Here is a 25,343-nt window from a genome sequence, read left to right as displayed (position 1 = left end):
GGTGACCGGCCGGCCGCCGGCCGCCGCGCCCGGCACGGTCGTCAGCGTGTAGACCTTGGGCGGCGGCGAGGAGCAGGCGGCGAGCGCCGTCCCGCCCAGCAGGGCGGCGAGGGCGCCCCGGCGGGACAGGATCATCAGTTCAGCCCCTGGGTCTTGCCCCGGATCAGGGACTCGGGGTGCTGCTCGAGATAGTCGGTGAGGACGCGGATCGAGCGCAGCGTGTCGTCGACCTGGCTCATCAGCCGGGTCAGGTCGCGCTTGAAGGTCGAGTCCGCGCCATAGCCCTGGTTGATCGAGCCGAGCGTGCCGCTCAGCCGCTGTACCGCCTGCTGCGCCGTGGTGAGGACCGGCGGCAGCTTCTGCATCACCGGGCCGAGATCGGTGTTGGCCTGGCCCAGCAGCTGCTGCGCCGAGGCCAGGGCACCGGCGAGGGAGCGCAGCGACTCCGTGATGTCCGGCGAGGACGCCAGGCTTTCAAAGGATTTGAGCGTGGCGTCGACCTGCTGCACCACCTTGTCGAGCGGCAGGGCGGAGACCTTCTCGAGGATGCCGTTGATCGACTTCACCGCGGCGGCGAACTCGCCCGGCACGGTCGGGATTACCGGATAGCGATCGCCCGTGCCCAGGGTCGCCGGCGGCGCGTCCGGCATGAAATCGAGCGAGACCATCAGCTGGCCGGTCAGGAGGCTGGCGGTGCGGAGCTGCGCCCGCAATCCGCGGCGCACCAGCTCGGGCATGTACTCGCCGCTGCCGAAGCCCTGCTTCTGGCCGATCAAGGTGATCCGCTGCGGCTCCAGCTCGATCACCACCGGGATGCGCAGATGATCGGCCGCCACGTCGTATTCGAGCCGGATATCAACCACCCGACCGACCTTGATGCCGCGCCATTCCACCGGCGAATCGGGCTCGAGCCCCCCGACCGAACCGTCGAAATAGACCAGATAGGGCAGGCGGATGGTATAGTCCGCGTCCTGACTGCTCGTCGCGTCATGGTACAGGGTGAAGGCCGTGTCAGCCTTGGACGGCTCGCCGATACGCGCGGTGGCGGGGGTGTCGAAGGCGATGCCGCCCGCCAGCACCGCCGCGAGCGATTCCAGCTGGATCTCGAAGCCTTGCGCGCCGGTGCCGATCGAGATCCCCGAGGCATTCCAGAACCGGGTGCCGTCATGGACGTACCGGTCGTAGGGCGCTCGCACGAAGGCGTGGATGGTGACGCCGGCCTCGAGATTGGAGGAATCGAAGCCGGTGACCTCGCCGACCTGGACATCGCGGAAGAAGACCGGCGAGCCGGGTCCGACCGAACCGACCCGATCAGCCTTCAGCAGATAGGGGGTGCCGGGCACGTCGGCCCGCACCACCGGCGGCTCCTCCAGCCCGGTGAAGCTCCGCTCCTCGGCGCCCGGGCCGGGGTCGAAGTCGATATAGGCGCCCGACAGGATCGTGCCCAGGCCGGACACGCTGCCGGTGAGCGAGAGCCGTGGCCGCACCACCCAGAAGCGGGTGCCTTCGCGCAGATGCGGCGTCGCCTCCTTGGTCATCTCGGCCGTCACCTCGACATGGCTCAGATCCTCGGTCAGGGCGAGGTTCTTGACCGTGCCGAACACCACCTCCTTGTGCTTGATCATGGTCTTGCCGGCTTCCAGCCCATCGGCGGTCTCGAAGCTGATGGTGATGGTCGGCCCCTTCTCGGACAGGGTGATCCAGGCGAGATAGACGCCGACCAGCGCCGCCACGATCGGCACCAGCCAGATCGGCGACAGGCGGCGCTTGCGGTCGATGCGCGGCGCAGGCGCCGGAGGCGGCATCGGCACGGTCGTATCGCGAAAGGCTTGGACCTCGGTCATGAGTTCTCTCCTGCCGCATCCCACATCAGGCGCGGATCGAAGCCCATCGCCGCGATCATGGTGATGATCACCACGGCGGCGAAGCACACGGCCCCGACCCCCGGCTCGATCGTCGCCAGCTCACCGAGCTGGACCAGCGCCACCAGGATCGAGATCATGAAGATGTCGATCATCGACCAGCGGCCGACCGCCTCGACGATGCGGTAGATCACGGTGCGGTTGCGCAGCTGTCCCGTCTTGCCGCGCTGGGTCGAGACCAGCAGGTAGATCAGCCCGGCGAGCTTCAGCACCGGTACGGTGATCGAGGCGAAGAATACCAGCGCCGCCAACGGCCACATGCCGGCATCGGCCAGCTCGATCACCCCGCTCATGATCGTGTCCGGCGCCCCGCTGCCCAGCGAGATCACGGTCATCACCGGGAACAGGTTGGCAGGGATGTAGAGGATGATCGCGGTCACCACCAGCGCCCAGGTGCGGGTCAGGCTCTCTGGCCGGCGGCGGTGCAGCACGGCGCCGCAGCGCGGGCACTCGCCATGGCCCACGGCCGGCAGGTTGGAGACCAGGCCGCAGCCATGGCACAGGACGGTGGGCCGGCGCGGATCGGCCTGTTGTAGCGTCGGCACCAGGCCACGGCGCTCGAACTCGCGCCACACCGTCTCGGTGTCCAGGCTGGTGCCGGCGGCGATGATCGCCAGCATCAGCCCGCCGACCGAATAGAGGCCGGGGCCGACCACGACGGTGGCGAGGTCGACCAGCTTCACATAGGCGACGAAGACGCCGAGCATGTAGACCTCGATCATCGCCCAGGGGCCCAGCAGGTCGGCCCAGCGGTACAGCCGCGGCAGCCAGCGCGGCGGCCGCCGGAGGCGCAGTCCGCCCAGCACCAGGAACAGCGTGCCCAGCCGCAGGACGGGGGCGACGAACATGGTCAGCGCCACCACCGCTGCCAGTTCCCACAGCCCCTGCTGGTAGAGGGCGAAGATGCCGGTGACGAGGCTGGCGACCTGCGTCCGGCCCGAGATCTCCATCGAGATGAAGGGCAGGAAGTTCGCCATCAGCATCAGCACCAGCCCGGCGCAGGCATAGGCGAAGGCATGATCCAGCGAGGTGGAGCGGAACTTGTGCAGCGTGGCGCCGCAGCGGACGCAGCGGGCCGCGGTGCCATCCGGCAGCACCGGCACGGCGTGGCCCAGGCCGCATTCATGGCATTCCATCAGCCGGCGCGGGGCACCGGCATCTGCGACCTGTGCATCAAGCTCGGAGCGCTGACTCATCCTGCGGTCCGATCACGTCCTGATCCGCCCTAGGGCGTCAGCTCTTCCCAGCTGGCGTCGGGGGCGAAGGATTGGATGGCGGCGGCCAGGACCTCGGTGCGGTCGCCGAGGTCCTTTTCCAGGATCTGCCCGTGGTGGCTGACCAGGAAGGTCGTCCGGCCGGTCTCGCCATAGTCGGCCGGCACCGCGATCATGGCGAAGCCGGCGATCATATTGCCGTTGATGATGTAGTCGTAGCGGCCGCCCGGAACGCCGTCCTCCTGCCGGGTCAGGATCCGGAAGTAGTAGCCGTGATAGGGATCGCCAGCCTTCCGGGTCTCAAAATAGCTCATGTCCTCGGTCACCAGCGGCCCGAAGGGGCTGGGGTCGGCATCGGTCGTATCCGGCCAGTAGAGCCCGTCCTGCCGGCTCGGCGAGCTGACCAGCTTCTGCGCGTATTCAAGCACGCCGTCGCCGTCGCGGTCCTTCGAGGCATAGGCCATCTGCGCCGGCCCGTAGGCGCGCATCACCTCGATCGCGTTCAGCTCGTTGGCGCCGATGCGGCGGGCCAGGATCTCGTCCAGGCCGTCCTCGGTGTCGAAACGCCAGCCATCCGCATCCCGGACGATCTGGATCGGGAAGGTCCAGCCGTCCGTCCCCATCTCGATGGTCCGCTGGTCGCCGTCGCCCTCCAGCTTCACCCCCGCCTTCGCCGCCGCGGCCACTTCGTCCAGCCCCGCTGCGGTATCGCCGGGGTCGTCCGGCAGCAGATCGTCGCGATAGCGCGTGCCAAGGATGCGCAGCAGCCCGTCGACGTCCTTTGCCTCCAGCGCCTGGACCAGCGCCGCATTGGCTGCCTCGGGCGTGTCGAAGCGCTGCGGCCCGTCACCCTCCTGCGCCCGGGCCGGCGCAGTCGCCGCCAGCATGGCCAGCAGCGCGGCCTGGACGAGGCAGGGTTTCCAGGGATGCTTGATCGATGTCGCCATGACATGTGCTCTCTGCTTCGAGTTCAGCGGCGACGGCCGCCGCCACCACCGCCACGACCACCCATGGCACGACCACCCCCACCACGATGGCCGCGATTGGATTCCATGCGGGTGCGGCTGCCGCTCGACACCCCGCCGAAGGCGCGGGAGCCGCCGCTTCGCTGCTGCCGGAAGGCCGGGGATTGCTGGCGGGACGGCCGGTTCATCTGGCGCTGGGTCGGGCGCCCGGGCGAGCCGGCGGACGGACGGCGCGGCAGGTCGAGGCTTTCGCGGCCGCGGGTCGAGGCCCGGCCGGTCTCCCGCCTCGGCTGCACCCCGCCGAAGGTATTTCCCCGGCGGGCCGCGTCCTGGCCGACGCGCTGCCGCTGCGTCCCGGCCCTGTTGGCGCCCTGCCGCTGGCGCAGCCCCTCGGCCGCGGCCCGCTGCGTCGGGGCGAGGCCCTGGGCCTGGCGGCGGGGCCGGTCGGCATTCTGCCGCAGCCTGCCGGCGGCGCCGGCGTCCGGCTGCCAGCGGCGCTGCCCGCTGTCGCCCATCCGGTCATGCGCGCCCCGGAAATTCTGCCGGTTCTCGTTGATGCGGGACTGCAGCGCCGTCCGGTCGGTGTTCTTCAGGACGCCGTTGTTGACGAAGTTGTTGAAGTTGACATCACCATTGATGTCGGAGCGGACCCGGTCGACCTTGTCCCAGTCGACGTTGTCCCAATTGATGTCATCGAAATCGACATCATTGAAATCGATGTCGATGTCGTCGTCGTCCCAGTTCATGCCGTAGCCGACCGCCGTGCCGAACAGGAGTCCGGTGAAGAAGGGCGCGGCGGGATACTGGTAGTTGAGATAGGGCTGCGGGTAGGTGATGGGCGCTGCCGCCGCGTAGCCCTGGTTCACGACGACGCCCGGATCATAGGCCGGGACGTAGGCGACGTCGGGATCGGTGCTGGTGATGGTGATGGGCTCGGCACTGCCCGCGGTGGCGGTCGTGGCCACGGTCTGCACGACCGAGACCTGCTCGTTGGAGGCCAGGTATCCGGCCTTCATCGCCTCGGATCGGATCGCCTGGATGGCGTCGAGCACGCTCTCCAGATTATCGGTCACCGCCTGGCCGAGCTGCGTGGTCCAGTCGAGGTCGGAATCCATCAGCTTCAACGCCTCCGGATAGTTCAGGAGGGCGATGACCGACGGATCCCAGGTCGGATCCGGGGTCAGAGACGAGTCCTGCTGCCGCTTGCCGAGGAACCGGACGGCCTCGACCACATCGAGCGTCGCGGTCGAGGCCGGCAGCACCAGCGACAGCACGTCGTCGGGATAGAGCGCGATGCGGGCGACCAGGACCCGCAGGTCGGGCGTCTGAGCGGCGCCGGCCACGGCCGTCGGCGTCACCGTCTGCGCGGCCGCCGGGGGCGGCTCGAGGAGTTGGGCCGCAGCCAGGGCGAGGATGGCGGCGGTCATGAGCTGCAGCCGCCTCAGCCGCTCGCGGCGCGAAGATGCATCAGGCTTCGGAATGATCTGCGCGCGGGACATGGCGACCTCGGCACGGCGAACTGGCGCTGTCGGCCGGCCGCCACCCGGCTCGAGGCCCGGCGGCGCGGCATGCACAACCGCGTCCGCAACGCTACCGCCGATCCGAAGCGGCTGTTTTGATCTGGCGCATTTTTGCGTTGCCTCGGACCTACGCTGTCGCCGCTGGCGGGTGGACGAGCTCCAGCCCCTGCTGCGCGGCGGCAACCGAGGGTTCGCCGCCGGCGACCTGCACGGTCGGGAACGCGAATTTGATGCCGTTCTCGTCGAACGCCGTCTTGATCAGCGCATAGGCCCGGCGCCGGATCACGAACTGCTCACCGGGCTTGGTCATGACCTTGAGCCGGATCTGGATCGCGAAATCGCCGAACTGCTCGACGCCCTGCATCTTCAACGTCTCCAGGATGTGCGGCCCCATGTCGGGATCCTCGGCCAGCTGGCGGCCGATCTGCTTCACCAGCTTCTTCACCTGGTCGAGATTGGTGTCGTAGGTGACCCCGACGCTCAGCTTGTCGATCACCCAGTCCCGGCTCATGTTCTGGATCGCCCCCAGCTCGCCGAACGGCACGGTGAACAGCGGGCCGCGGTGGTGCCGCAGCTTCACCGAGCGCAGGCTGAAGGATTCGACGGTGCCTTTGTACGAGCCGCTCTGGACGTATTCGCCGACGCGAAAGGCATCGTCGAGCAGGAAGAACATGCCGCTGATGATGTCCTTGACGATGGTCTGGGCCCCGAAGCCGATGGCGACGCCGACGACGCCGGCCCCGGCGATCAGCGGCCCGATCTCGACGCCGAGCGACGACAGGACCATCAGCGCCACCATGACCAGCAGGACGATGAAGATCACGTTGCGCAGGATCGGCAGAAGGGTCCTGAGCCGCGCCTGCCGGCGGCCGGCCTCGCTGTCCGGCTTGCCGGCGGCCGGTGCCGCGATGGTCCGGTTGATCACCGTCCGCAGCACATGCCAGGCGACATCGGCAAGGAGGATGATGATCACGGCATTGATCGCACCGCGGATCAGCCGGGTGAGCGGGCTGTCGCCGGCGGTGAGGGCGCCGAGATCGACATGCAGGCCGCGGGCGAGCAGCAGCGCGGCGCCGATGATCAGGGCGGCTCGCACAGCCCGTTCCAGGCCGATGGCAAGAACGCCGCGGCCCGCCTCCGCGCCGGCCTCACCGGCCGGCCGGAGGGCGTGGTTCACGGATCGCTGCGTCACGCGGATCGCGGCCGGCAGCCCGACCAGCACGACGCCGATCCAGAACATCCCGACGGCGCCGATGACCCAGAACAGCCACAGCGCCGCGAAATAGGCGGAGAGCAGCCAGGCGGTCACCGAGCCGATGCGACGGTGCGGTCGCAGCGTTCCTCTGTCGGCTGCGCGTGGCCGGCGCCAGGCGATCTCGATGCCGATCGCCAGCAGGCCGAGACCGAGGACATAGGCGACGATCTGGCGCGTCGGGATAGCGAGGCCGAGCGGGTCGAGCAGCTGGACCGTGGTCCAGCCGAAGGCGAACCAGCCGGCGAAGATTCCGAGCCGGATGTACCAGAAGCGGGCGGCGCCGTCGTCCGTCGGCACGATCCGGAGCTGCCCGTCCTGCCGGGACCCGCCGGGTGCGAGCAGGGCGCGGCTGATGACGAGCGCGAGGCGCAGGGCGACGAAGGCGACGAGATAGCCCAGCACGAGCTCGCGCAGCAGGGCGGGCCATTCGAGTGCGAGGAAGGCGCCGATGCTGCCCAGGGAGAAGATCGCCAATGAACCGAGGTCGTAGCCGAACCGTGCCCCGATCAGGCGCAGGCGGGCGCCGACCGTCCCGGCTTCGGCTGCGCCGATCCAGGCGCGCAGGCCGGCCGTCGCCCGCCGGAACAGCCATTCGGCGCCGAAGCCCAGCGCGACGAAGCCGAGCACAAGCACCAGAACCCGAGGCTGACCTCGCTCCTGGATCTCGCGAGACAGCGTGGCGCCTGCACGCCGGAATTCGGCCGGCAGCGTCGGCACTGCTGCGGCCAGCCCTGCGACGTGCTGGCGGATCTTCTCCAGCCGTGTCGAGAGGTCGTGGGAGGGCGAGGCCGCGGCTGCGGGCGCATCGATGGGGGCGGGGACTCCCGTCGTCGCGGACTTGGCGGCAACGCCCTGCTGCGTGAGCCAGTCGCGCACGGCAGGATCCGCCAGCAGGTCGAGGAACTGCCGCACTGCCGGTTGCGGTTCAGCCGTGGCCGGCGTGTTCTCTGCTGCGAGGGCCGGAAGACCGGCGCAGCATCCTGCGAAGACGAGCACGGCGAGCCATCGCCGGACCGTCCCAAGCGTGGCCGGAAGAGCCATCCCCGTCGACCGGATCTGCAGGGTCAGCCTCACGTAGCCCCCCGGCTCTCCGAGCCTGCGGTCGCTGTCGCCATGCCGCCCGCGGTCGGGCCTGGTCGTTGTGGGGACGGCGCCTGGTCGGTGGCCTTCGGTTCGGTCCGGCGCAGACGGTAGAGCGTGGCGTAGAGGACCGGGAGGAGGATCATCGTGAGCACCGTGCCGTAGCTCAGCCCCGCCATGATGGTGACCGCCAGGCCGACCCAGAAGACGTCAGGGAGGAGCGGGATCACACCCAGGACTGTCGTTCCTGCGGCGAGAAGCACGGGCCGCAGGCGTGAGACGGCCGCCTCGATCGTGGCCGTGTAGCGGTCCTGCCCGCGGGCGATGCCGGTTTCGATCTCGTCGAGCAGGACCAGCCCGTTCTTGATCATCATCCCGGCGAGACTCATCGCTGCCAGCAGCGCGACGAACCCGAACGGCACGCCCGTGATCAGCAGCCCGAAGACCACCCCGGCCAGGGCGAACGGGATGGTGAGCGCGATCACGAGCGGCGGCCGCAAGGCGTTGAACAGTGCCACCATGATGAAGGCGGTGACCGCGAGCGCGGGGATCACGCCGGGGATCAGCGAGGCCTGGCTCTTGGTGCTGTTCTCCTGCTCACCGCCCCACTCGACGCGGTAGCCCGGCGGCAAGGCGAGAGCCTCGATCCTGGGCGCCACATCCTTGTACAGCGTCGGGAAGGTGACGCCGAGCGCGGGGATGGCCTGGACGGTGAGGGTGGGCCGACGGTTGTAGCGCGCGATCACCGCCTGCTGCGGGGCGAGATCGACGCCGCTGACCACCTGCGCCAGCGGCACTGCGGAGGTGCTGGCCACGCCGCGCACGCCCAGGACATCGATATCCTCGGGCCGGGTGCGCTCCGCCTCGACATTGCGCATCACGATCGGGATGATCTCGTCGCCGTCCCGGAACAGGCCGATCGGCAGGCCGTCATAGGTGCGGCGCGTGGTGCGGGCGATGTCGTCGCGGGTGATGCCGGCCCAGCTGGCGCGTGCGGCGTTGTAGTCGGGCCGGATCTCCAGCACCGTCTGGCGCCAATCGGTCTGGCTGAGCCCGGAATAGGGGCTCGCCCGCAGGATATCCAGCACCTGGTTGCCGACCGTGCGAAGGGTGGCGGCGTCGGCATCGCCGGGACCGCTGATGCGCAGCTCGAACTTCCAGGTGTCGCCCGGCCCGACGGTGAACTTGCGCAGCGGCACTAGGGCCTCGGGGAAGCGATCCGCCAGCCAGGGCTGGAGCCCGGCGATCAGGCTGTCGATCTCGCTTTGGTCATGAACGTTGACGACGATCTGGCCATAGGCGGAGTTCTCGGCCTCCGGCTCGACCGGAAGGTAGAAGCGCGGCGGCCCGCTGCCGATGAAGCTCGCCACCTCGGCCACGCGCGGATCCTGCCGAAGCCGGTCCTCGATCTCGGCAAGGTCCTCGGACACCCGCTCGATCCGGGTGCCTTCCGGCATCCAGTAATCGATCATGAACTTCGTCATCGCCGCGTCGGGAAAGAACAGCTGGGTGACATTGCCGTACAGGGACCCCGCCAACACGAGGATCGCGACGGCACCCGCGATGGTCAGGAACCGGATGCGGATCGCGCCATGCAGCAGCGCCCGGAAGGCGCGGTAGAAGCGGCCGGCGTAGGGATCGGCCCCCGCCACGGCCTGCGGCTTCAGCATCGCCATGCATTGCAGCGGCGTGACGGTGACCGACAGGATCCAGGAGGCGAGCAGCGAGATCGCGACGACCGAGAACAGGGTGGCGCAGTATTCGCCGGCGCTCTCATCCGAGGCGAAGATCGGGTAGAACGCCATCACAGCGATCACCGTCGCGCCCAGCAGCGGCATCGACGGCTGGGTGGCCGCCTCGATCGCCGCGGCGCGGGGTTGCATGCCCCGGTCGATGCGCACCGCATGGCCGTCGGCGACCACGATGGCATTATCGACCATCATGCCCAGCGCGATGACCAGCGCCCCGAGCGACATGCGCTGGAGATCGATTCCGAAGATCGCCATCAGTAGGAACGTCGCCGCCACCGTCAGCAGCAGCGCCGTGCCGATGATCACGCCCATGCGCCAGCCCATCGGAATCGCCAGGCAGGCGAGCACGATGACGATGGCCTCCACCAGGCTGATGAAGAAGCCTTTCACCGACAGCGCGATGGTCTCGGACTGCCAGTTGACCTTTTCGATGCCGATGCCGATCGGGAGGTCGCGCACGAGTTCGTCGAGCCGCCGGTCGACGGCCTGACCGACCTTCACGACGTTCTCGCCCGGGCGGTTGGTGATGGCGATCCCGATCGCAGGCCGCCCATTGAAGCGCATGATCTGGCGCGGCGGATCCTGGTATCCCTCGCGGATCTCCCCGACGTCGGACAGCCTGATGATCTCGTCGGCGCTGCGTGCGGTCTGCCGGCTGGCCGATTGGATGAGGTCGAGCGCGGTCGGCTGCAGCACCAGCTGGCCGAGATCCTCGGCCTGCGGGAACGTGCCCGTGGGCGCGATCCTGATCTTGCTGTCGCCGACGAACACGCGGCCGCCATCGACTACGGCGTTCTGCGTCTGCAGGTCGCGCGCGATGGTGAGCTCGGAGAGGCCGAGCTGCGCCAGTTGGCTCTGGCGCACGTCGAGATAGACCCGACGCTCCTGCGCGCCCCACAGATCGACCCGGGCCACCCCGGGAACGAGGCTGAGCTCGCGCTTCAGCTCCTCGGCATGGTCCTTGAGCTCGCCCGGGGTGAAGCCGTCGCTGGTGACGGCGAGCAGCAGGCCGAACACGTCGCCGAAATCGTCGATGACGACCGGCGCGTCGGCGCCGGGAGGAAGCTCGCGCGTGGCGTCATTGGCCCGGGCCCGAACCTTGTCCCAGATCGCCGGCAGCTCGTCCGAGCCGTACGAGGCCTTGATGTTGACCTTGATCCGCGACCATCCGGCTCGCGAATAGCTTTCCAGGGAATCGAGCTCCTTCAGCTTCTGCAGCTCGATCTCGATCTTGTCGGTGACCTCCTGCTCGACCTCCTCCGGGCTGGCGCCGGGATAGGTGGTCGAGACGATCGCGGTCTTGACGGTGAACTCCGGATCCTCGAGCTGGCCGAGCGCGAAGTAGGACGCGAACCCGCCGAGAAGGATGAGCGCGGCCCCGAACCAGGTCACTGTCGGGCTGTCGACGGCCGAGGAGGCGATGCTCATGGCGCGCGCTCCGCTTCCGGCAGGCGCACCTGCTCTCCCTCGACGAGGCTGTTGGCACCGGCCATGACGACCCATTCCCCGGCCGAGATGCCGTCGGAGATCTCGACGCCGCCCCTGACCGTCCGGCCGACCGATACCGGCCGCAGCGATACCGTCTTGGTGGCGGGGTCGATCACCCAGAGGCCCATGGCGTCGCTGCCCGGCTGGATCGGGCGAAGCGAGGCGGGCGGCACGACGTGCGCGACGCTGTCCTCCACGCCCGACTTCACCGACTTCACCCGCACCGTCCCCGCCATGCCGGGCAGGATCGAGACGTTCTCCGGCTGATCCATCACAACCGTGACCGGGTAGGTCCGCGTGGTGCGCGATGCCTCTGCGCCGATCTCGCTGATCGTTCCCGTCAGCTCGACATCGTGGAAGGCATCGAACCGCACGCTCACCGTGTCGACGAGGGGGGCCAGGGCGATCAACGTCTCGGGGATGTCGACGACAACCTCGATCCGGCGGAGATCGAGCAGCCGGACGACCTGCTGCTGGGCGCGGACATCCTCGAAGGCCTTGGGATAGACTGCCACCACGCGGCTGTCGAAAGGCGCGGCCAGCGTCGTGTCGCCGAGATCGATGCTGGCCTTCGTCAGCGCCGCCCGCACCGATTCCACCCGCGCCCCCGCCGAGTCCCGCTCGCCCTGCGACGTGTCCAGGCGCGCCTTGGAATAGGTGCCGCTCTCGACCAGCGGAACGACACGCTTGTACTGCTCGTCCTTGGCCCTGAACTCGGCCAGGGCGGCATTGAGGTCGGATTCGAGCCGCGTGACGTCGGCCCGGTAGGGGGCATCGTCGAGCTTCGCGACGGTTTCGCCGCTCGCGACCACCTGCCCGACCTTCACCGGAATGTCGAGAATACGGCCGGGAACACGGAATGAAAGGACGGCATCCGTCTCGGCCCGGGCACGGCCGATGAACTGTCGCTGCCCGAGCGATTCCACCGACCCGACCTGGACCGCCGCCACCGGGCGCGGGGGCCTGGGCGTCTCCGACGCTTGCTGCTCGTTGCACGCGCCCAGCAAAGCCGCGACCAGGAGAGCCGCGGCAGCGCTTGCTCTAGTCATCCAAGTCTCCATCGCGGCCGGTCAAGAAGCCGATGAAGCGGGCGTCGGAGCGGCCTGTCCGGCTCTTTCGGATCCTGTCCATGACCGAGCTCTCAGTCACGATGAGGCCGGTATAGCGCCATTCGGGAGCGGCCGATTTGCTCCAGCGCAAATACGGTGGCGCCCTCCCGTGCTAGTCAAATCGGCTCATCCTGGCCTGCGCCCGGACCGGAGAGCGAAATGCTCGTTTCTCACACCAAAATATTCGACATCGTCGGCGACATCATTCGCATCAAGGTCACGTCCGGAGGGGCGGGCGACGAGAGCCGCCCCTGCCTGAACGATCTCGCCGTCGTCGACAGCGACCGCGGTTTCCGGTCGCTGGCGCAGGTGATCAACATCGACCGGGACGTCATTTCGCTGCAGGTCAATTCCGGTACCAAGGGGCTGCCGAACAACGCTTCGGTGCGTTTCCTCGGCGAGCCGATGCGCGTGACCTATTCGGACAACATCCTCGGGCGCGTCTTCGACGGGGCGGGCAAGCCGATCGACGGCGGGCCGGAACTGTCCAACGATCCGACGGTGCCGATCGGCGGCCCGTCCGCCAACCCGATGAAGCGGGTGCTGGCGTCGCGGATGATCCGGACCGACGTGCCGATGATCGACGTCTTCAACTGCCTCGTCGAAAGCCAGAAGATCCCGATCTTCTCGGTCTCCGGCGAGCCGTACAACCAGCTGCTGGCCAGGATCGGCATCCAGGCCGATGCCGATGTCGTCGTCTTCGGCGGACTCGGCCTGATCTTCGACGACTACGCCTATTTCCGCCGGCGGTTCGAGGATGCCGGGGTGTTCCCGCGCACGGTGATGTTCATCAACCAGGCCTCGGACCCGGTGGTCGAGCGGCTGCTGGTTCCCGATCTGACCCTGGCCGTCGCCGAAAAGTTCGCGGTGCAGGAGGGCAAGCGCGTGCTGGTGCTGCTCACCGACATGACCGCGTTCGCCGACGCGATGAAGGAGGTCAGCATCGCCATGGAGCGGGTGCCGGCCAATCGCGGCTATCCCGGCGACCTCTATTCGCAGCTGGCGCGCCGCTACGAGAAGGCGTGCGACTTCAAGGGCTCGGGCTCCGTCACCATCCTCGCGGTGACGACGATGCCGGGCAACGACCTGACCCACCCGGTTCCCGACAACACCGGCTACATCACCGAAGGCCAGTTCTACCTGCACAGCGGCGTCATCGATCCCTTCGGGTCGCTGTCCCGCCTCAAGCAGCATGTGATCGGCAAGGTCACGCGTGAGGACCACAGCCAGATCATGAATACCATGATCCGCCTCTATTCCGGCGCGCGCGACGCCGCCCAGAAGCAGGCGATGGCCTTCGAGCTGTCCGATCACGACCACCGGCTGCTGAAGTTCGGCGAACTGTTCCGCAAGCGTTTGATGGACATCGAGGTGTCGCTGCCGCTCGAAGCGGCGCTCGACCTCTGCTGGCAGACGCTCGCCGAATGCTTCGAGCCGGAGCAGCTGCTGATGAAGCAGGCCCTGGTCGACAAGTACTATCCGGCCACGGCCGGGCAGAAGAGCGAATCCGAGGCTGCCTGATGGCCAAGCCGGCACTCAACAAGTCGACGCTCGCCCGCGAGACGCGCCAGCTCGCCGAGTACCGGCAGTTCCTGCCGTCGCTGGAGCTGAAGCGGCTGCAGATCCTGGCCGAGCGCGCCCGGGCCCGCGACGGCCTCGCCCGGCAGGAAAAGGAATTCCAGGATCGGTTTCAGGCGATCGCCGATGCCGTCCCGATGCTGGCGAACGACAACGTGCCTATCTCGGGGCTCGTCCGCCTCAAGGAAGTGGTCGTCGGCGAGCAGAATCTGTCCGGGACCGTCCTGCCGCGGCTGGACGACCTTCGGCTCGAGCTCGAGCCGTATCCGCGGCTCGGCCGTCCCCATTGGGTCGACCCGGTCGTCACCGCCCTTCAGGACCTGGTCCGCATGAGCGTCGAGCTCGATATCGCACGGGAGCGGGCGGAACGGCTGGTCGAGGCCGAGATCGTCATCTCGCGGCGCGTGAACCTGTTCGAGAAGGTGCTGATCCCGCAGGCGCGGGACACGATCCGCCGCATCAAGATGGCGCTGGCGGATGCCGAGCGCGACGCCGTCATCCGCGCCAAGATCTCCAAGCGCAAGACCGCCAGCCGGTCGGCCGAGCAGCGGGTCGCCGAGCTATGACGATCGTCGCGCTCAGGAAGGTCAGCCTCATCGGCGCCGTCGCGGACAAGGAGAAGATCCTGCAGAGGCTGCAGGAGTTCGGCGGAATGCATTTGATCCCGCTGCGGCCGGCGCAGAAGGAGCTGGAGGCGGTGCCGAGCGGCAGCGGCCGCGACGCCGTCGCCGCGCTTCGCTGGCTGACGGATTGCCCCAGCCCACGGCGGCCCGCGCTGTCCGACCAGGATCTCGACATGGCGGCGCTGGTCGAGGCCATCAACGCCAACAGGCAGGCGCTGCTCGATGCCGAGGACCGGAAGGCGGCCCTGCTGAAGCGGATCGAGGATGTGAGGAGCTGGGGTGAATTCTCCTTCCCGGACCTCGACCAGCTGGGCGGCCATCGCCTGTGGTTCTATGTCGTGCCGCGCTCGAAGGAAAAGCTGATCGCGGCGGGCGACCGGGTCGTCGAAACCGTCCATCGCGATCGCCACAATTCCTATGTGGTGCTGCTTTCGCCCGACGAGCCGCCGGTGGACGCGATGCCGGTGCCGCGCACGCGCGTCGGCGCCCATTCGCTGTCCACGCTCGATCGGCATCTCGAGTCAATCGAGGCGGAGCTCGAGGACCTCTGGGCCGAGCGCCGGAAGCTGACGAAGTGGCGGGTCGTGCTCGGCCGGAACCTGGCCCGGGTGCAGGATCTCGCGGCGCTGAAGCGCGTCTCGCTGGAGACCGATGACGTCGACCGCGTCTTCGTCGCCCAGGGCTGGGTCCCGGTCGACCGTCTGCCGCAGGTCGAGCGCATCGCGGAGGACTCCGGGCTCGCGGTCACGGTCGAGGAGCCGCTCGCCGACGAGCGTCCGCCGACCCTGCTGGCGAACCGGCCCGGGCTGGCCGGCGGCGAGAGCCTGGTCGAGTTCTACCAGACGCCGTCCTACCGCGACTGGGATCCGTCGGCGATCGTCTATGTCTCCTTCATTATCTTTTTCGGCATGATCATGACGGATGTCGGGTACGGGCTGGTCCTGCTGGCCGTCCTGTATCTGATGCGCAGACGCTTCGAGGGGTCGGAGACCAGCCGGCGCATGCTGGTCATGGGCTATTGGCTGATGGCGTCGACGGCGTTCTTCGGCGTGATCACCGGCAGCTATTTCGGCGTCACGCCGCCGCCCGACAGCCTGCTCGGCCGCCTCAAGATCATGGATCTGAAGAATGTCGACGCGATGATGCGGATCACGCTGGCGATCGGCGGCCTGCACATCATCATCGCCAACCTGATGAGCGCCCGGCACGCGAAGACGCGCAAGGGGCGCCTCCAGCCGCTGGGCTGGTGCCTGGTCGTGCTCGGCGGCGTGACGGCCTATCTGGCCTCGCCGATCCCTCCCTTGGCAATCTTGGGAATCGTCCTGATCGTGCTGGGCCTCCTGGTCGTCGGCGTCTTCGCCAGCGACCGGAAGGTCACCTCGGCCAAGACCCTGCTGCTCCGCATTCTCGACGGGCTCATGGCGACATTCCGTCTGACGAACATCTTCAGCGACGTCCTCAGCTACATGCGGCTGTTCGCGCTGGGGCTCGCCGCCGCGTCGCTGGCCGAAACCATTAACGAGCTGTCGGGCCAGTTGGTCCATGCCACGCCCGGGATCGGGGTGCTTATCGCCCTCCTGGTGCTGGTGATCGGTCACGTCATCAACATCGGCCTCGGCCTCATCGCCGGCTTCGTGCACGGGCTGCGGCTGAACGTGATCGAGTTCTTCAGCTGGGGATTGAAGGAAGAGGGGGCGCCATTCCGCCCCTTCGAACGCAGGAGACAGGCCCGTGAATGAGTTCGTTCTCGCGCTCGGCTGGTTCGGTCTCTTCGCGCCGGTGGCGCTCGGGGCGATCGGGAGCGCCATCGGCTGCGCCATCGCCGGCAGCGCCGCGATCGGCGCGATGATCGATTCCGAGAGCGGCCATGGCCGCAACATCGGAGTGTCGCTGATGCCGTCGTCCCAGGTCATCTACGGCATCGTCATCATGTTCTCGCTGCAGCGCGACCCGATGACGGCGGAGGCGGCGGCGGGGATCTTCGGCGTCGGCCTGATGGCCGGCCTGGCCCTGGTCTATGTCGGGATCCGCCAGGGCGAGGCGGTGGCCGCCTCGATCAACGCGTCCAAGGCGAAGCCGGAGATCTTCGGCATCTCGCTGACGCCCGCCGCCGTGCTGGAGGGCTTCTCTGTCTTCGCCCTGGTCTTCGCCCTCGTGCTGAGCGGCGCCATTCCCGGCTAGGAGGAGATCATGGCGAATTCGCAGGCGGATATGTCCCCGGCCGGGGCGGGAGTGCAGGCGCTGATCGACCGGCTCCAGACCGAGGGCGTCACCGCCGGACAGGCTCAGGCCGAGGAGATCGTCGCCTTCGCCAAGGCCAAAGCCGACAAGCTGGTCGCCGAGGCCGAGGCCCGGGCGCGGGAGACGCTGGACCGCGCGAGGCGGGAGGCTGCGGCCGAGACGGCGGCCGGGCAGGACGCCCTCAAGGTCGCCGCGCGCGACCTGGTCCTCAAGCTCCGGAACGAGCTGGGGCACCGGATCAGCGAGGAGACCAAGCACCTGCTCGGCGAAACGCTGATGGATGAGGAGTTCCTGAAGCGCCTGATCCTGGCAATGGCCGCCAAGGCGAAGAAGGACGCGGGCGTCACCGCCGATGACCGGCTGGAGATTCTCCTTCCCGATCGTGTCGTCACCTTCGAGGACCTGAAGCAGTCGCCTGAGGACGCGCGCGAAGGGACCCTGACCCATTTCGTCGTCGCGGTCGCCGCGAGCGTGCTCAGAAAAGGCGTCACCTTCGCCGTCGCCCCGGGCCTCCAGGGCATCAGGGTCAGGCTGGTCGACCGTGACCTGTCGATCGACGTGACGGAGGAGGCGGTCGCCACCCTGCTGGGCAAGCATCTGCAACCGCGCTTCCGGGCGCTGATGGAAGGGGTGGCGCGCTGAACCGATGAGCGACCGGCTGCGCTACATCACGCTGATGTCGAGCCTGCCGCATATCGGCAGGATCTTCACCGAGCATGGCACCGGGCTCTCGAGGTTCCGCCTCGAGGAGCGGCTGAAGCTGCTCAGCCCGGATCATCGCAAGCTGCTGGACCGGGTGATCGGCGTCACCGCCTGGACCGGGGTCGGACAATACGGAACCGATGCCGAGATCATCGCGCTGGCCCATAGCGTCATGGCCGAGCTCGATGACTATCCGACGCTGCAGGCTCTGGTGCAGAGCCGGATGGAGACCCGGACCATCATCGCCGCGCTCCGGCGCCGGCGGGATGGTGCGGCGGATCCCGGGGATGTCGCGTCATGGGGCTTCGGCCGCTGGTGCCGCCGCATCCAGGACAACTGGAGCGATCCCGGCTTCGGCCTCTCGCATTTCATGCCCTGGGTGGCCGAAGCCGATCAGCATCTGCGGTCGGGCAACCACGTCGCAGTCGAGCGCGTGGTCCTGACACAAGCCTTCACCCAGATCGACCGGCTGGCCAGCGGTCATGACTTCGATTTCGAGGCGGTGGTCATCTACGTGCTGCGCTGGATCATCGTCGAGCGCTGGAGCCTGTACAGCACCGCCAAAGCGGCCGAGCGGCTGCGCAAGCTGCTCGCCGAAGCGCTGAGCACGGCGCCCCGGCCGCGAGCCGCCGTCCCGCCTGCCGCCATCCCTGCCGATCCTGCCGCACGCCAGGAGGTCCGCCCATGACCAGCCCGTCAAACCTTCCCGAGCCGACGGCCGAGATCGTCGCCGTGCAGGACGACCTGGTGACGATCGCGCCGACCGGCGACACGCCCCTGGTGAAGAATGAGGTGATCTACATCATCCCGCACGGGCCGGAGCGGGAAGGGGGCCGGCGGGAATATCTCAAGGCGGAGGTCCTGCGCGTGCGCGGCCCCGCTGCGGAAGCCCAGGTCTTCGAGAGCACGAGCGGGGTCCGCATCGGCGACAAGGTCATCCAGACCGGCGAGATGCTGTCCGTCGCCCTCGGGCCGGGACTGCTGAGCGGCGTCTTCGACGGGCTGCAGAATCCGCTGGCCGAGATCGCCTCGCAGCACGGCTTCTTCCTGCCCCGCGGGGTTCTCGTCAACCCGCTCGACACGGCGCGGAAATGGGCCTTCACGCCGAAGGCCAAGGCCGGCGACATCCTGAAAGCGGGAGACGTCATCGGCACCGTGCCGGAGGGGCGGTTCGAGCACCGCATCATGGTGCCGTTCGCCATGCCGGGCGAGGTGACGGTCGACCGGATTCGCGAGGGTTCTTTCTCGATCGAAGAGGTCGTCGCGACCGTGCGGGACGCGCGGGGACAGACGCATGATCTCGACCTGGTCCAGCGCTGGCCGGTGCGGCGGCCGATTCCGGAGCCGCTCGTCTCGCTCGGCCAGGTCGAGCGGCTCTACCCGTCCGAACCGCTGATCACGACCATCCGGCTGATCGACACGTTCTTCCCGATCGCCCGCGGCGGCATGGGCTGCATCCCAGGCCCCTTCGGCGCCGGAAAGACCGTGCTCCAGTCGCTGATCTCCCGCTTCTCGGCGGTCGATATCGTCATCGTCGTCGCCTGCGGCGAGCGGGCGGGCGAGGTGGTCGAGACGATCACCGAGTTCCCCAGCCAGCCCGACCCGTCCGGCCAGGGCACGCTGATGGACCGGACCGTGATCATCTGCAACACCTCCTCCATGCCCGTGGCCGCGCGCGAGGCGTCGATCTATACGGGCATCACGCTGGGCGAATACTACCGGCAGATGGGCTATGACGTCCTGCTCATCGCCGACTCCACCTCGCGCTGGGCCCAGGCGATGCGGGAGACGTCCGGGCGCCTGGAGGAGATCCCGGGCGAGGAGGCCTTCCCCGCCTATCTCGATTCCGCGGTCAAGGGCATCTACGAGCGCGCCGGCGTCGTCAGGCTGGCGGACGGATCGCTCGGCAGCCTGACGATGATCGGCACCGTCTCGCCGGCCGGCGGCAACTTCGAGGAGCCGGTGACCCAGGCGACGCTCGGGACGGTCAAGGCCTTCCTCGGGCTATCCTATGACCGGGCCTACAAGCGCTTCTACCCGGCGGTCGATCCGCTGCTGTCCTGGTCGCGCTATCACCCGCAGCTGGCGGAATGGTACCGGGACCATATCGACGCCGGCTGGGCGGGCCGGGTCGAGGAGATGGTGGGGCTGTTGCGCCGGGGCGATGAGATCGCCCGCATGATGCAGGTCACCGGCGAGGAGGGCGTCTCGATCGACGACTTCGTCACCCAGCAGAAGGCCCTGTTCCTCGACATGGTCTATCTGCAGCAGGACGCGTTCGACGATGTCGACGCATCCGCGCCGCTCAAGCGGCAGCAGGAGACCTTCGACATCGTGATGCTGGTGGCCAAGCGGGACTTCGACTTCGGCGACAAGACCGCGGCGCGCGATTTCTTCACCCGGCTGACCGGGATGTTCAAGAACCTCAACTACGCCGCCGAGGGCTCGCAGGAGCGCGGCGACCTCAGGACCCAGCTGCTGGCGGCGATCGATGCCGCGCCGCAGCAGTATCAGGCCGCGGCGGAGTAGTAGGGGAGCCGCGCTGCACCGGCCGCCTCACAGGGAGGATCAGATGGGCCACAACCGAAAAGCTCACGACGGCGCCGACAAGGCCGGCCGCAACAAGCATTACGAGAAGGAGATGGCCCGGCTGCAGGTCGAGCTGTCGCATCTCCAGACCTGGGTGCGCGAGACCGGCGCGCGCATCGTCATCGTCTTCGAAGGGCGCGACGCGGCGGGCAAGGGCGGAATGATCAAGCGGATCACCGAGCGCGTCAGCCCGCGCGTCTTCCGGGTGGTGGCCCTGCCTGCACCCACGGAGCGGGAGAAATCCCAGATCTACATCCAGCGCTACATCCCGCACTTCCCCGCGGCCGGCGAGGTCGTGATCTTCGATCGCAGCTGGTACAACCGGGCCGGCGTCGAACGGGTGATGGGCTTCTGCTCGGATACCCAGGCGGAGCGGTTTCTGCAGATGGTGCCGAAGGCCGAAGCGGTGTTCGTCGACCAGGGCATCATTCTTCTCAAATATTTCCTCACCGTCGGCGAGGATGAGCAGGAGCGACGCTTCCGGCGCAGGATCGAGGATCCGGTCCGGCACTGGAAGCTGAGCCCGATGGATATCAAATCCTACCAGCGATGGTGGGACTATTCGCGCGTCTATGACGAGATGCTGCGGGCGACCGACACGCCGCACGCGCCGTGGTGGATCGTCCCGTCGGACGACAAGAAGCGGGCGCATGTCAACTGCATCACGCACTTGCTGGGTTCGATCCCCTATGAGCATCTGGGCTTCGACGCCCCGGATCTCGGCAAGCGGCAGAAGCGGCCGAAGGATTATGTCGAGGACGCCACGCCCCGGAAGCTGGTGCCGGATGTGTTCGACAGCCCGGGTGCGTAGGGCTCCGCTCGGTCCCGACTGTCTTCAAGAACAAAATCACAATTTGCGATAGAGCAGAGCCACGGTTCTGAAGTCGGCGTAGGGCAGTCAAGAGATGTAGCCCTGCTGTCACAGTCCTTAACGGCTAAGATGGACTCGCCATGTCTGCCGCAACCCTTGCAAGAGGCTTGCCTGCACCGGGGGCGCGGTGCGGCAATCCGGGCAGTACAGTCCGATGACGAGGCGCGTCGCCGCCCCGGCGAGGGAAGGGGCGACCCTTGGATGGGTCCCGCCGATCCTGCAGCAACTGCACGGTTATCGGCCCGAGTGGCTCGGGTCGGATTTGCTGGCCGGCCTGTCGGTGGCTGCCGTGGCGCTGCCGACCGCGATCGCCTATCCCGCGATTGTCGGCGTGCCGCCCGAGGTTGGCCTCTATGCGGCGATCTTCCCGACGATCGCCTATGCGATTTTCGGCTCGTCGCGGCAGCTGATGGTCGGTCCCGACAGCGCGACCTGCCTGGTGCTCGCGAGCGCGCTGCTCTATCTCGGTGTGGCTGCCCCGGATCAGCGGGTCACGGTGGTTGCGGCGCTGGCCGTCATCACCGGCGTGCTCTGCATCCTGGCAGGGGCCGCCCGTCTCGGCTTCATTGCCGATTTTCTCTCGCGGCCGGTGCTCACGGGCTTTCTGGCCGGCATCGCCGTCGACCTGATCATCGGGCAGATCGGCCGGCTGTCCGGCCTCGCCATCGAGGCCAAGGGCCTGATCCGGCCGATCGTCGAAGCGCTGTCCGAGATCGGCAGCCTGCATGCCGTCACCACCGCGGTCGGGCTCGGCCTCCTGGTCCTGCTGCGGGTGCTGCGACGGCTGGCGCCGCGTTTCCCGGCGCCTCTGCTGGCCGTCGTGATCGGCATCGGCCTGGGCATCGTGTTCGACCTGCAGCGCCATGGCGTCCGCATGGTCGGTGGCATCTCAGGGTCCGTGCCGACCCTGGCCCTGCCGGTTCCGCAAAATGTGGAGCCGGGCGATCTGCTGCTCGCGTCCTTCACCGTTCTGCTGGTGAGCTTCGGCTCCGGCATCATCACCGCGCGGAGCTTCGGCGCGCGATACCATGTTCCCGTCGACGCAAACCGCGAACTGTTCGGGTTCGGCGCCGCGAACATCACGTCCGGCCTGTTCGGCGCCTTCCCGATCACCAGCTCGGACTCCCGCACCGCCGTGAACTACATCGTCGGCGGGAAGACGCAGGTCACCGGGCTGTTCGCCGCCACCGCGCTGATCGTGATCACCCTGTTCGCCGGCGGGATCCTGGCCTATCTGCCGGTCGCAGCCCTGGGGGCGGTTCTGGCCTCCGCGGCCGTGGACCTCGTCGACGCACCGCGGTTTGCCCTTTTGTGGCGCATCAGCCGCATCGAGTTTTGTCTCGCCATCACCGCGTTGGTCGGTGTCGTCGTGTTCGGCGTGCTGCAAGGCACCGCTCTGGCGGTCGGGGCCAGCCTTGTCCACCTGCTCTGGCTCGGCTCGCGGCCCCGCGATGCTTTGCTCGGGCGGCGTCCGGGGATGTCGGAATTGTACAAACTGCATCATCACGCCGATGCCGAGCCTATTCCCGGGCTTCTCATCTATCTGATCGAAGGCCCGCTCGTGTTTTTCAACGCCGATTACGTGAAGGGGCGGATGCTGGAGCTTGTCGAGGGTGCTCAGGCCGGTGACTGGTTCGTCCTGGACGGGAGCGCGATGAACCATCTCGACAGCAGTGCCGTCGAGGCGTTGGAGGATGTCCGCGCCGAGCTGGAACGGCGAGGACTCTGCTTCGCCGTCGCGGATCTGCACCGCCTGCCGCGGCGCGCGATGGAGCGATCCGGCCTCGCCGACCGGATCGGCGCCAGCATGTTCTTTCACTCCGCGGAAGAGGCGGCGGCCGCCTTCGAGCAGCGGCAGGAACGGTGAGATGAGCCACAAGGGAGGCCGACGGAAGGCGGTCGGCACCGGCCGACATGGCTAGGGCAGAGAGCTACGCGCTGACTCACGCCGAGATCCTGGCGCTGGAGCTGCATCGCCATCTCCAGTGGCACAACCCCTTTGTCGAGGACATCCGGACGCTGGTCGAGGAGCTGGAGCACCGGCCGCACCGGTCGCCCGGGGTGGAGGCGATCCTGGCCGATGGCCGCCGCTTCCTGGCCGCGTATCGGGATCGCTGAGGCGAGGTCGCCGTCAGACGCGCAGCGCGCAACGACGCAGGGCCTGTTCCATCGGCATGCGAGCGGCCTCGGCCCGGGTGGCCGGTTCATCGCCTTCGGCCAACTTTTCAAGGAGCCTCCGGTCCAGCAGGACGAGATGATGCGGCCCTGCCATGTCGATGAGGCCAGCGTGCTTGAAATCGGCGAGAGTCCGGCTGATCGTTCCGAGAGTGAGGCCGAGATAATCGGCAATGTCGGCGCGAGACATCTCCAGGCTGACCGCCCGTCCGTCCGCGGCCGCATCGGCCAACTCCAGCAGGAAGGTGGCGACGCGCTCGCTCGCGGTCTTGCGTCCAAGGGTCAGCAGGCGGTCATAGGCGATGGCGAGGGACCGGCAGGTGATCTCGCGGAAACAGCGGCCGACGGCGCCATCGGTCCCGGCAAGGGCTTCGGTGCCGCGCTTGGGATAGCGGATGACCACCATGTCGGTGAGGGCTTCGGCGCCGAATCCATAGGCCTCGACCGCCTCGAAGCCGAAAAAATCCTCGGCGTGAAGGAAGCGCCCGATCTGGCGGCGCCCATCGGACAGCAGCTTGCTGGTGCAGCCGGTTCCGGACACCATCCGGTACCAGTGCGAGGCGGGATCGCCCTCGTGATAGGCGGCGGTGCCGCGCGTGAGCGAGACCACGGTTCCGAGGTCGGCCAAGCCGGAGGGAATGTCCCGGATGGCCGGCCCGACCGGCCGTGTCTCGACCTCGGTGTGCGTCGACGTCGAATGGGCTGCCACCGTCGCCGGCGAGGTGGTCGCTCCCGGCTCCGCGGTGCTCAGGCCATTATCGAGCGTGCGTCGAGAACACCCCTCCCTGATACCCTCCATCCCGGCTTCTCCTTGTTCCATGAACGGCCCGTCCCGGCCGCTTCCTTTCTGGTTCATTGCCGGCAACCGGGCGCTACCGACGCATCGTGATGACGACCGCGTCGCCGCCCAGGCTCAGCATCAGCCCGGTCCGCTTCGCCTTCAGGTGCATCACCACGCCGTTCCCGTTCTTGAGCCAGAGGTCGCCGGCGCTGGTTTCGCCGATGGCGAAGCCATAGCGACCCTGGGCATAGGTGCCGGGAAAGTCCTGCAGCGTCTGCAGGTCATAGACCTCGCCCCGCGCGTCGATGGTCGAGACGCCGATGCCTCCGACACCGAGGCCGCTGACCGTGAAGGAATAGGTGCGGCCGCGATAGGTCAACGTGCCGTCGCCGGTAGCGCCGCTGCCGATGAAGGCGGCCTGGACCTGCTGCATCTCGACGAAGCCATCCGGGGGGCTCGCCGGGGCTGCCGAAGATGACCCGGATTGAGATTGAGCACAGGCCGCGAGCAATCCCAGCATCGCTATTGCCAATGGCGCTGCGCGGTTCCCTGCAAATTTCGCCACTTTTTTGATTCCTTTCATTGAACTCCAGTCAATATTTCATGCGGCCCTCTCGCTGCGCACGCCTGCACAGAAAGTTCGGCTTGAGCGGCCGGATTGGGCCTGACCCGAGAGTGTCGTCGATCGATGCTGACGGATCTCGTTCGAGCCACAATCTTCAATTTTAGCGATTAGGGTGGCCAGCCGTGGTGGTGCGGCAGGTATCCACGGGTAATTTACGGTTGCGTTAACTGATAAAAAATGACCGGGACATGGCTCGAAAATGGGCCGATCGCGGCCATCGAGCGCGAGCGGGATGAACTGCAAGAGCCGTCTGTTGCTCTGGCGCCTCGGGGCCGCCCACTCGCTCCCGACGGCGGCTCCGCGTATATGCGAGCAGCTAGGTTCCTGCCTTCGGTACACCGAGACCGGCTTTGCGGAGCCCTTCGACGAGCGCGCGAATGATCTCCGGCGCCACGTTTCGGGCCTGCAGGTCGGCGACGGCGCGGTCGCCATAGCCCGGATCGGCCTTGAGCAGCAGCCTGATCGCGGCAGCAGCCTCTTCGCTCCGGCCGAGCTGGGCATAGGCGGTCGCGCGGGCGATCTGCGTGAACCGGTTGTCCGGCAGGTCGATCTTCAGGGCCTCGTCCAGCGCGTCCTGGTACCGCCCGTCCATGTAGTCGGCGACGAAGAAGCCGAGACGATAGAAGGTGGACTGGCCGGGGTTGCGGGAGAAGGCCTCGGTCAGCAGCGGCAGGCCTTCGGCGAACTCGCCCCTGAGGCACAGCCGGCCGCCGAGATCGGCTAGGAGTTCCGGGTTGCCCGGGTCGCGTGCCAGGCCGGCGCGGGCCGCGGCGAAGCTCTGCTCGACATCGCGCCTGAGCCAGAACACCAGATGCAGCGCCTGGTAGCCGAGCGGCGTGTCGGGGCTCAAGGTG

Annotated in this window: 20 protein-coding genes; 10 read left to right on the top strand and 10 right to left on the bottom strand. The window is 68.0% G+C overall.

All coding sequences use genetic code 11. The features are described from left to right. Positions 1–134: 134 nt before the first annotated feature. The 7 genes from FFK22_RS34900 to FFK22_RS34870 form a co-directional block, all read right to left on the bottom strand. Positions 135–1,844 carry an intermembrane transport protein PqiB gene (locus FFK22_RS34900; RefSeq protein ID WP_138892489.1) on the bottom strand — a complete coding sequence of 570 codons (1,710 nt, stop codon included), beginning with the start codon at positions 1,842–1,844 and terminating at the stop codon, positions 135–137. Further along, entirely contained in the window at positions 1,841–3,118 is a 1,278-nt protein-coding gene (locus FFK22_RS34895; protein ID WP_138892490.1) for a paraquat-inducible protein A, read from the bottom strand. The genes FFK22_RS34900 and FFK22_RS34895 overlap by 4 nt, the downstream gene beginning before the upstream one ends. A 29-nt stretch (positions 3,119–3,147) precedes the next feature. Then, positions 3,148–4,083 (bottom strand): DUF2950 domain-containing protein, encoded by a 936-nt coding sequence (locus tag FFK22_RS34890; protein ID WP_138892491.1) that lies wholly within the window; start codon positions 4,081–4,083, stop codon positions 3,148–3,150. Between the two features lie 23 nt (positions 4,084–4,106). After that, positions 4,107–5,600, bottom strand: coding sequence for a DUF3300 domain-containing protein (locus tag FFK22_RS34885; protein WP_138892492.1), 1,494 nt, complete (start codon positions 5,598–5,600; stop codon positions 4,107–4,109). A gap of 148 nt (positions 5,601–5,748) precedes the next feature. After that, the gene (locus FFK22_RS34880; protein WP_221939079.1) at positions 5,749–7,872 is read right to left on the bottom strand and encodes a mechanosensitive ion channel family protein; all 2,124 of its coding nucleotides are present in this window, start codon (positions 7,870–7,872) and stop codon (positions 5,749–5,751) included. A gap of 74 nt (positions 7,873–7,946) precedes the next feature. Then, positions 7,947–11,135, bottom strand: coding sequence for an efflux RND transporter permease subunit (locus FFK22_RS34875; RefSeq protein WP_221939078.1), 3,189 nt, complete (start codon positions 11,133–11,135; stop codon positions 7,947–7,949). Further along, entirely contained in the window at positions 11,132–12,244 is a 1,113-nt protein-coding gene (locus FFK22_RS34870) for an efflux RND transporter periplasmic adaptor subunit (protein ID WP_306770219.1), read from the bottom strand. Before FFK22_RS34870 ends, FFK22_RS34875 begins: the two co-directional genes overlap by 4 nt. A gap of 219 nt (positions 12,245–12,463) precedes the next feature. On the opposite strand from FFK22_RS34870, the gene FFK22_RS34865 reads away from it, so the two are divergent. From FFK22_RS34865 to FFK22_RS34820, 10 genes are all read left to right on the top strand, one after another. Next, positions 12,464–13,825, top strand: coding sequence for a V-type ATP synthase subunit B (locus FFK22_RS34865; RefSeq protein WP_138892495.1), 1,362 nt, complete (start codon positions 12,464–12,466; stop codon positions 13,823–13,825). Further along, complete coding sequence (locus FFK22_RS34860) at positions 13,825–14,448, top strand: V-type ATP synthase subunit D (protein WP_138892496.1); 624 nt, start codon at positions 13,825–13,827, stop codon at positions 14,446–14,448. The genes FFK22_RS34865 and FFK22_RS34860 overlap by 1 nt, the downstream gene beginning before the upstream one ends. Next, complete coding sequence (locus FFK22_RS34855) at positions 14,445–16,244, top strand: V-type ATP synthase subunit I (protein ID WP_138892497.1); 1,800 nt, start codon at positions 14,445–14,447, stop codon at positions 16,242–16,244. Before FFK22_RS34860 ends, FFK22_RS34855 begins: the two co-directional genes overlap by 4 nt. After that, on the top strand, positions 16,237–16,686 hold the full coding sequence (locus FFK22_RS34850) for an ATP synthase subunit C (RefSeq protein ID WP_138892498.1): 450 nt from the start codon (positions 16,237–16,239) through the stop codon (positions 16,684–16,686). The genes FFK22_RS34855 and FFK22_RS34850 overlap by 8 nt, the downstream gene beginning before the upstream one ends. A 9-nt stretch (positions 16,687–16,695) precedes the next feature. Beyond that, positions 16,696–17,388, top strand: coding sequence for a hypothetical protein (locus FFK22_RS34845; RefSeq protein ID WP_138892499.1), 693 nt, complete (start codon positions 16,696–16,698; stop codon positions 17,386–17,388). A 4-nt stretch (positions 17,389–17,392) separates the two neighbouring features. Continuing rightward, on the top strand, positions 17,393–18,136 hold the full coding sequence (locus FFK22_RS34840; protein ID WP_138892500.1) for a hypothetical protein: 744 nt from the start codon (positions 17,393–17,395) through the stop codon (positions 18,134–18,136). Continuing rightward, a complete protein-coding gene (locus FFK22_RS34835) occupies positions 18,133–19,977 on the top strand; it encodes a V-type ATP synthase subunit A (protein ID WP_138892501.1) in 1,845 nt (614 codons plus the stop codon). Before FFK22_RS34840 ends, FFK22_RS34835 begins: the two co-directional genes overlap by 4 nt. Positions 19,978–20,020: 43 nt before the next feature. Further along, complete coding sequence (gene ppk2, locus FFK22_RS34830) at positions 20,021–20,848, top strand: polyphosphate kinase 2 (RefSeq protein ID WP_138892502.1); 828 nt, start codon at positions 20,021–20,023, stop codon at positions 20,846–20,848. A gap of 214 nt (positions 20,849–21,062) precedes the next feature. Then, positions 21,063–22,775 (top strand): SulP family inorganic anion transporter, encoded by a 1,713-nt coding sequence (locus FFK22_RS34825; protein ID WP_138892503.1) that lies wholly within the window; start codon positions 21,063–21,065, stop codon positions 22,773–22,775. 47 nt (positions 22,776–22,822) lie between these two features. Then, positions 22,823–23,026, top strand: coding sequence for a hypothetical protein (locus tag FFK22_RS34820; protein WP_138892504.1), 204 nt, complete (start codon positions 22,823–22,825; stop codon positions 23,024–23,026). A gap of 13 nt (positions 23,027–23,039) precedes the next feature. Here FFK22_RS34820 and FFK22_RS34815 read toward each other — a convergent pair whose 3' ends face one another. The 3 genes from FFK22_RS34815 to FFK22_RS43395 form a co-directional block, all read right to left on the bottom strand. Beyond that, a complete protein-coding gene (locus tag FFK22_RS34815) occupies positions 23,040–23,939 on the bottom strand; it encodes a helix-turn-helix domain-containing protein (protein ID WP_138892505.1) in 900 nt (299 codons plus the stop codon). Positions 23,940–23,955: 16 nt separating this feature from the next. Continuing rightward, positions 23,956–24,297 (bottom strand): DUF1134 domain-containing protein, encoded by a 342-nt coding sequence (locus FFK22_RS34810; RefSeq protein ID WP_138892506.1) that lies wholly within the window; start codon positions 24,295–24,297, stop codon positions 23,956–23,958. A 508-nt stretch (positions 24,298–24,805) separates the two neighbouring features. Beyond that, positions 24,806–25,343 (bottom strand): tetratricopeptide repeat protein (locus FFK22_RS43395; protein WP_186002827.1); only part of this gene is annotated, 538 nt, incomplete at its 5' end.

This window comes from Mycobacterium sp. KBS0706 (assembly GCF_005938675.2).
Taxonomy (GTDB): domain Bacteria; phylum Pseudomonadota; class Alphaproteobacteria; order DSM-16000; family Inquilinaceae; genus Inquilinus.
The sequence above is the reverse complement of the archived record's forward strand: the minus strand, read 5'-3'. Positions and strand labels throughout refer to the sequence as shown.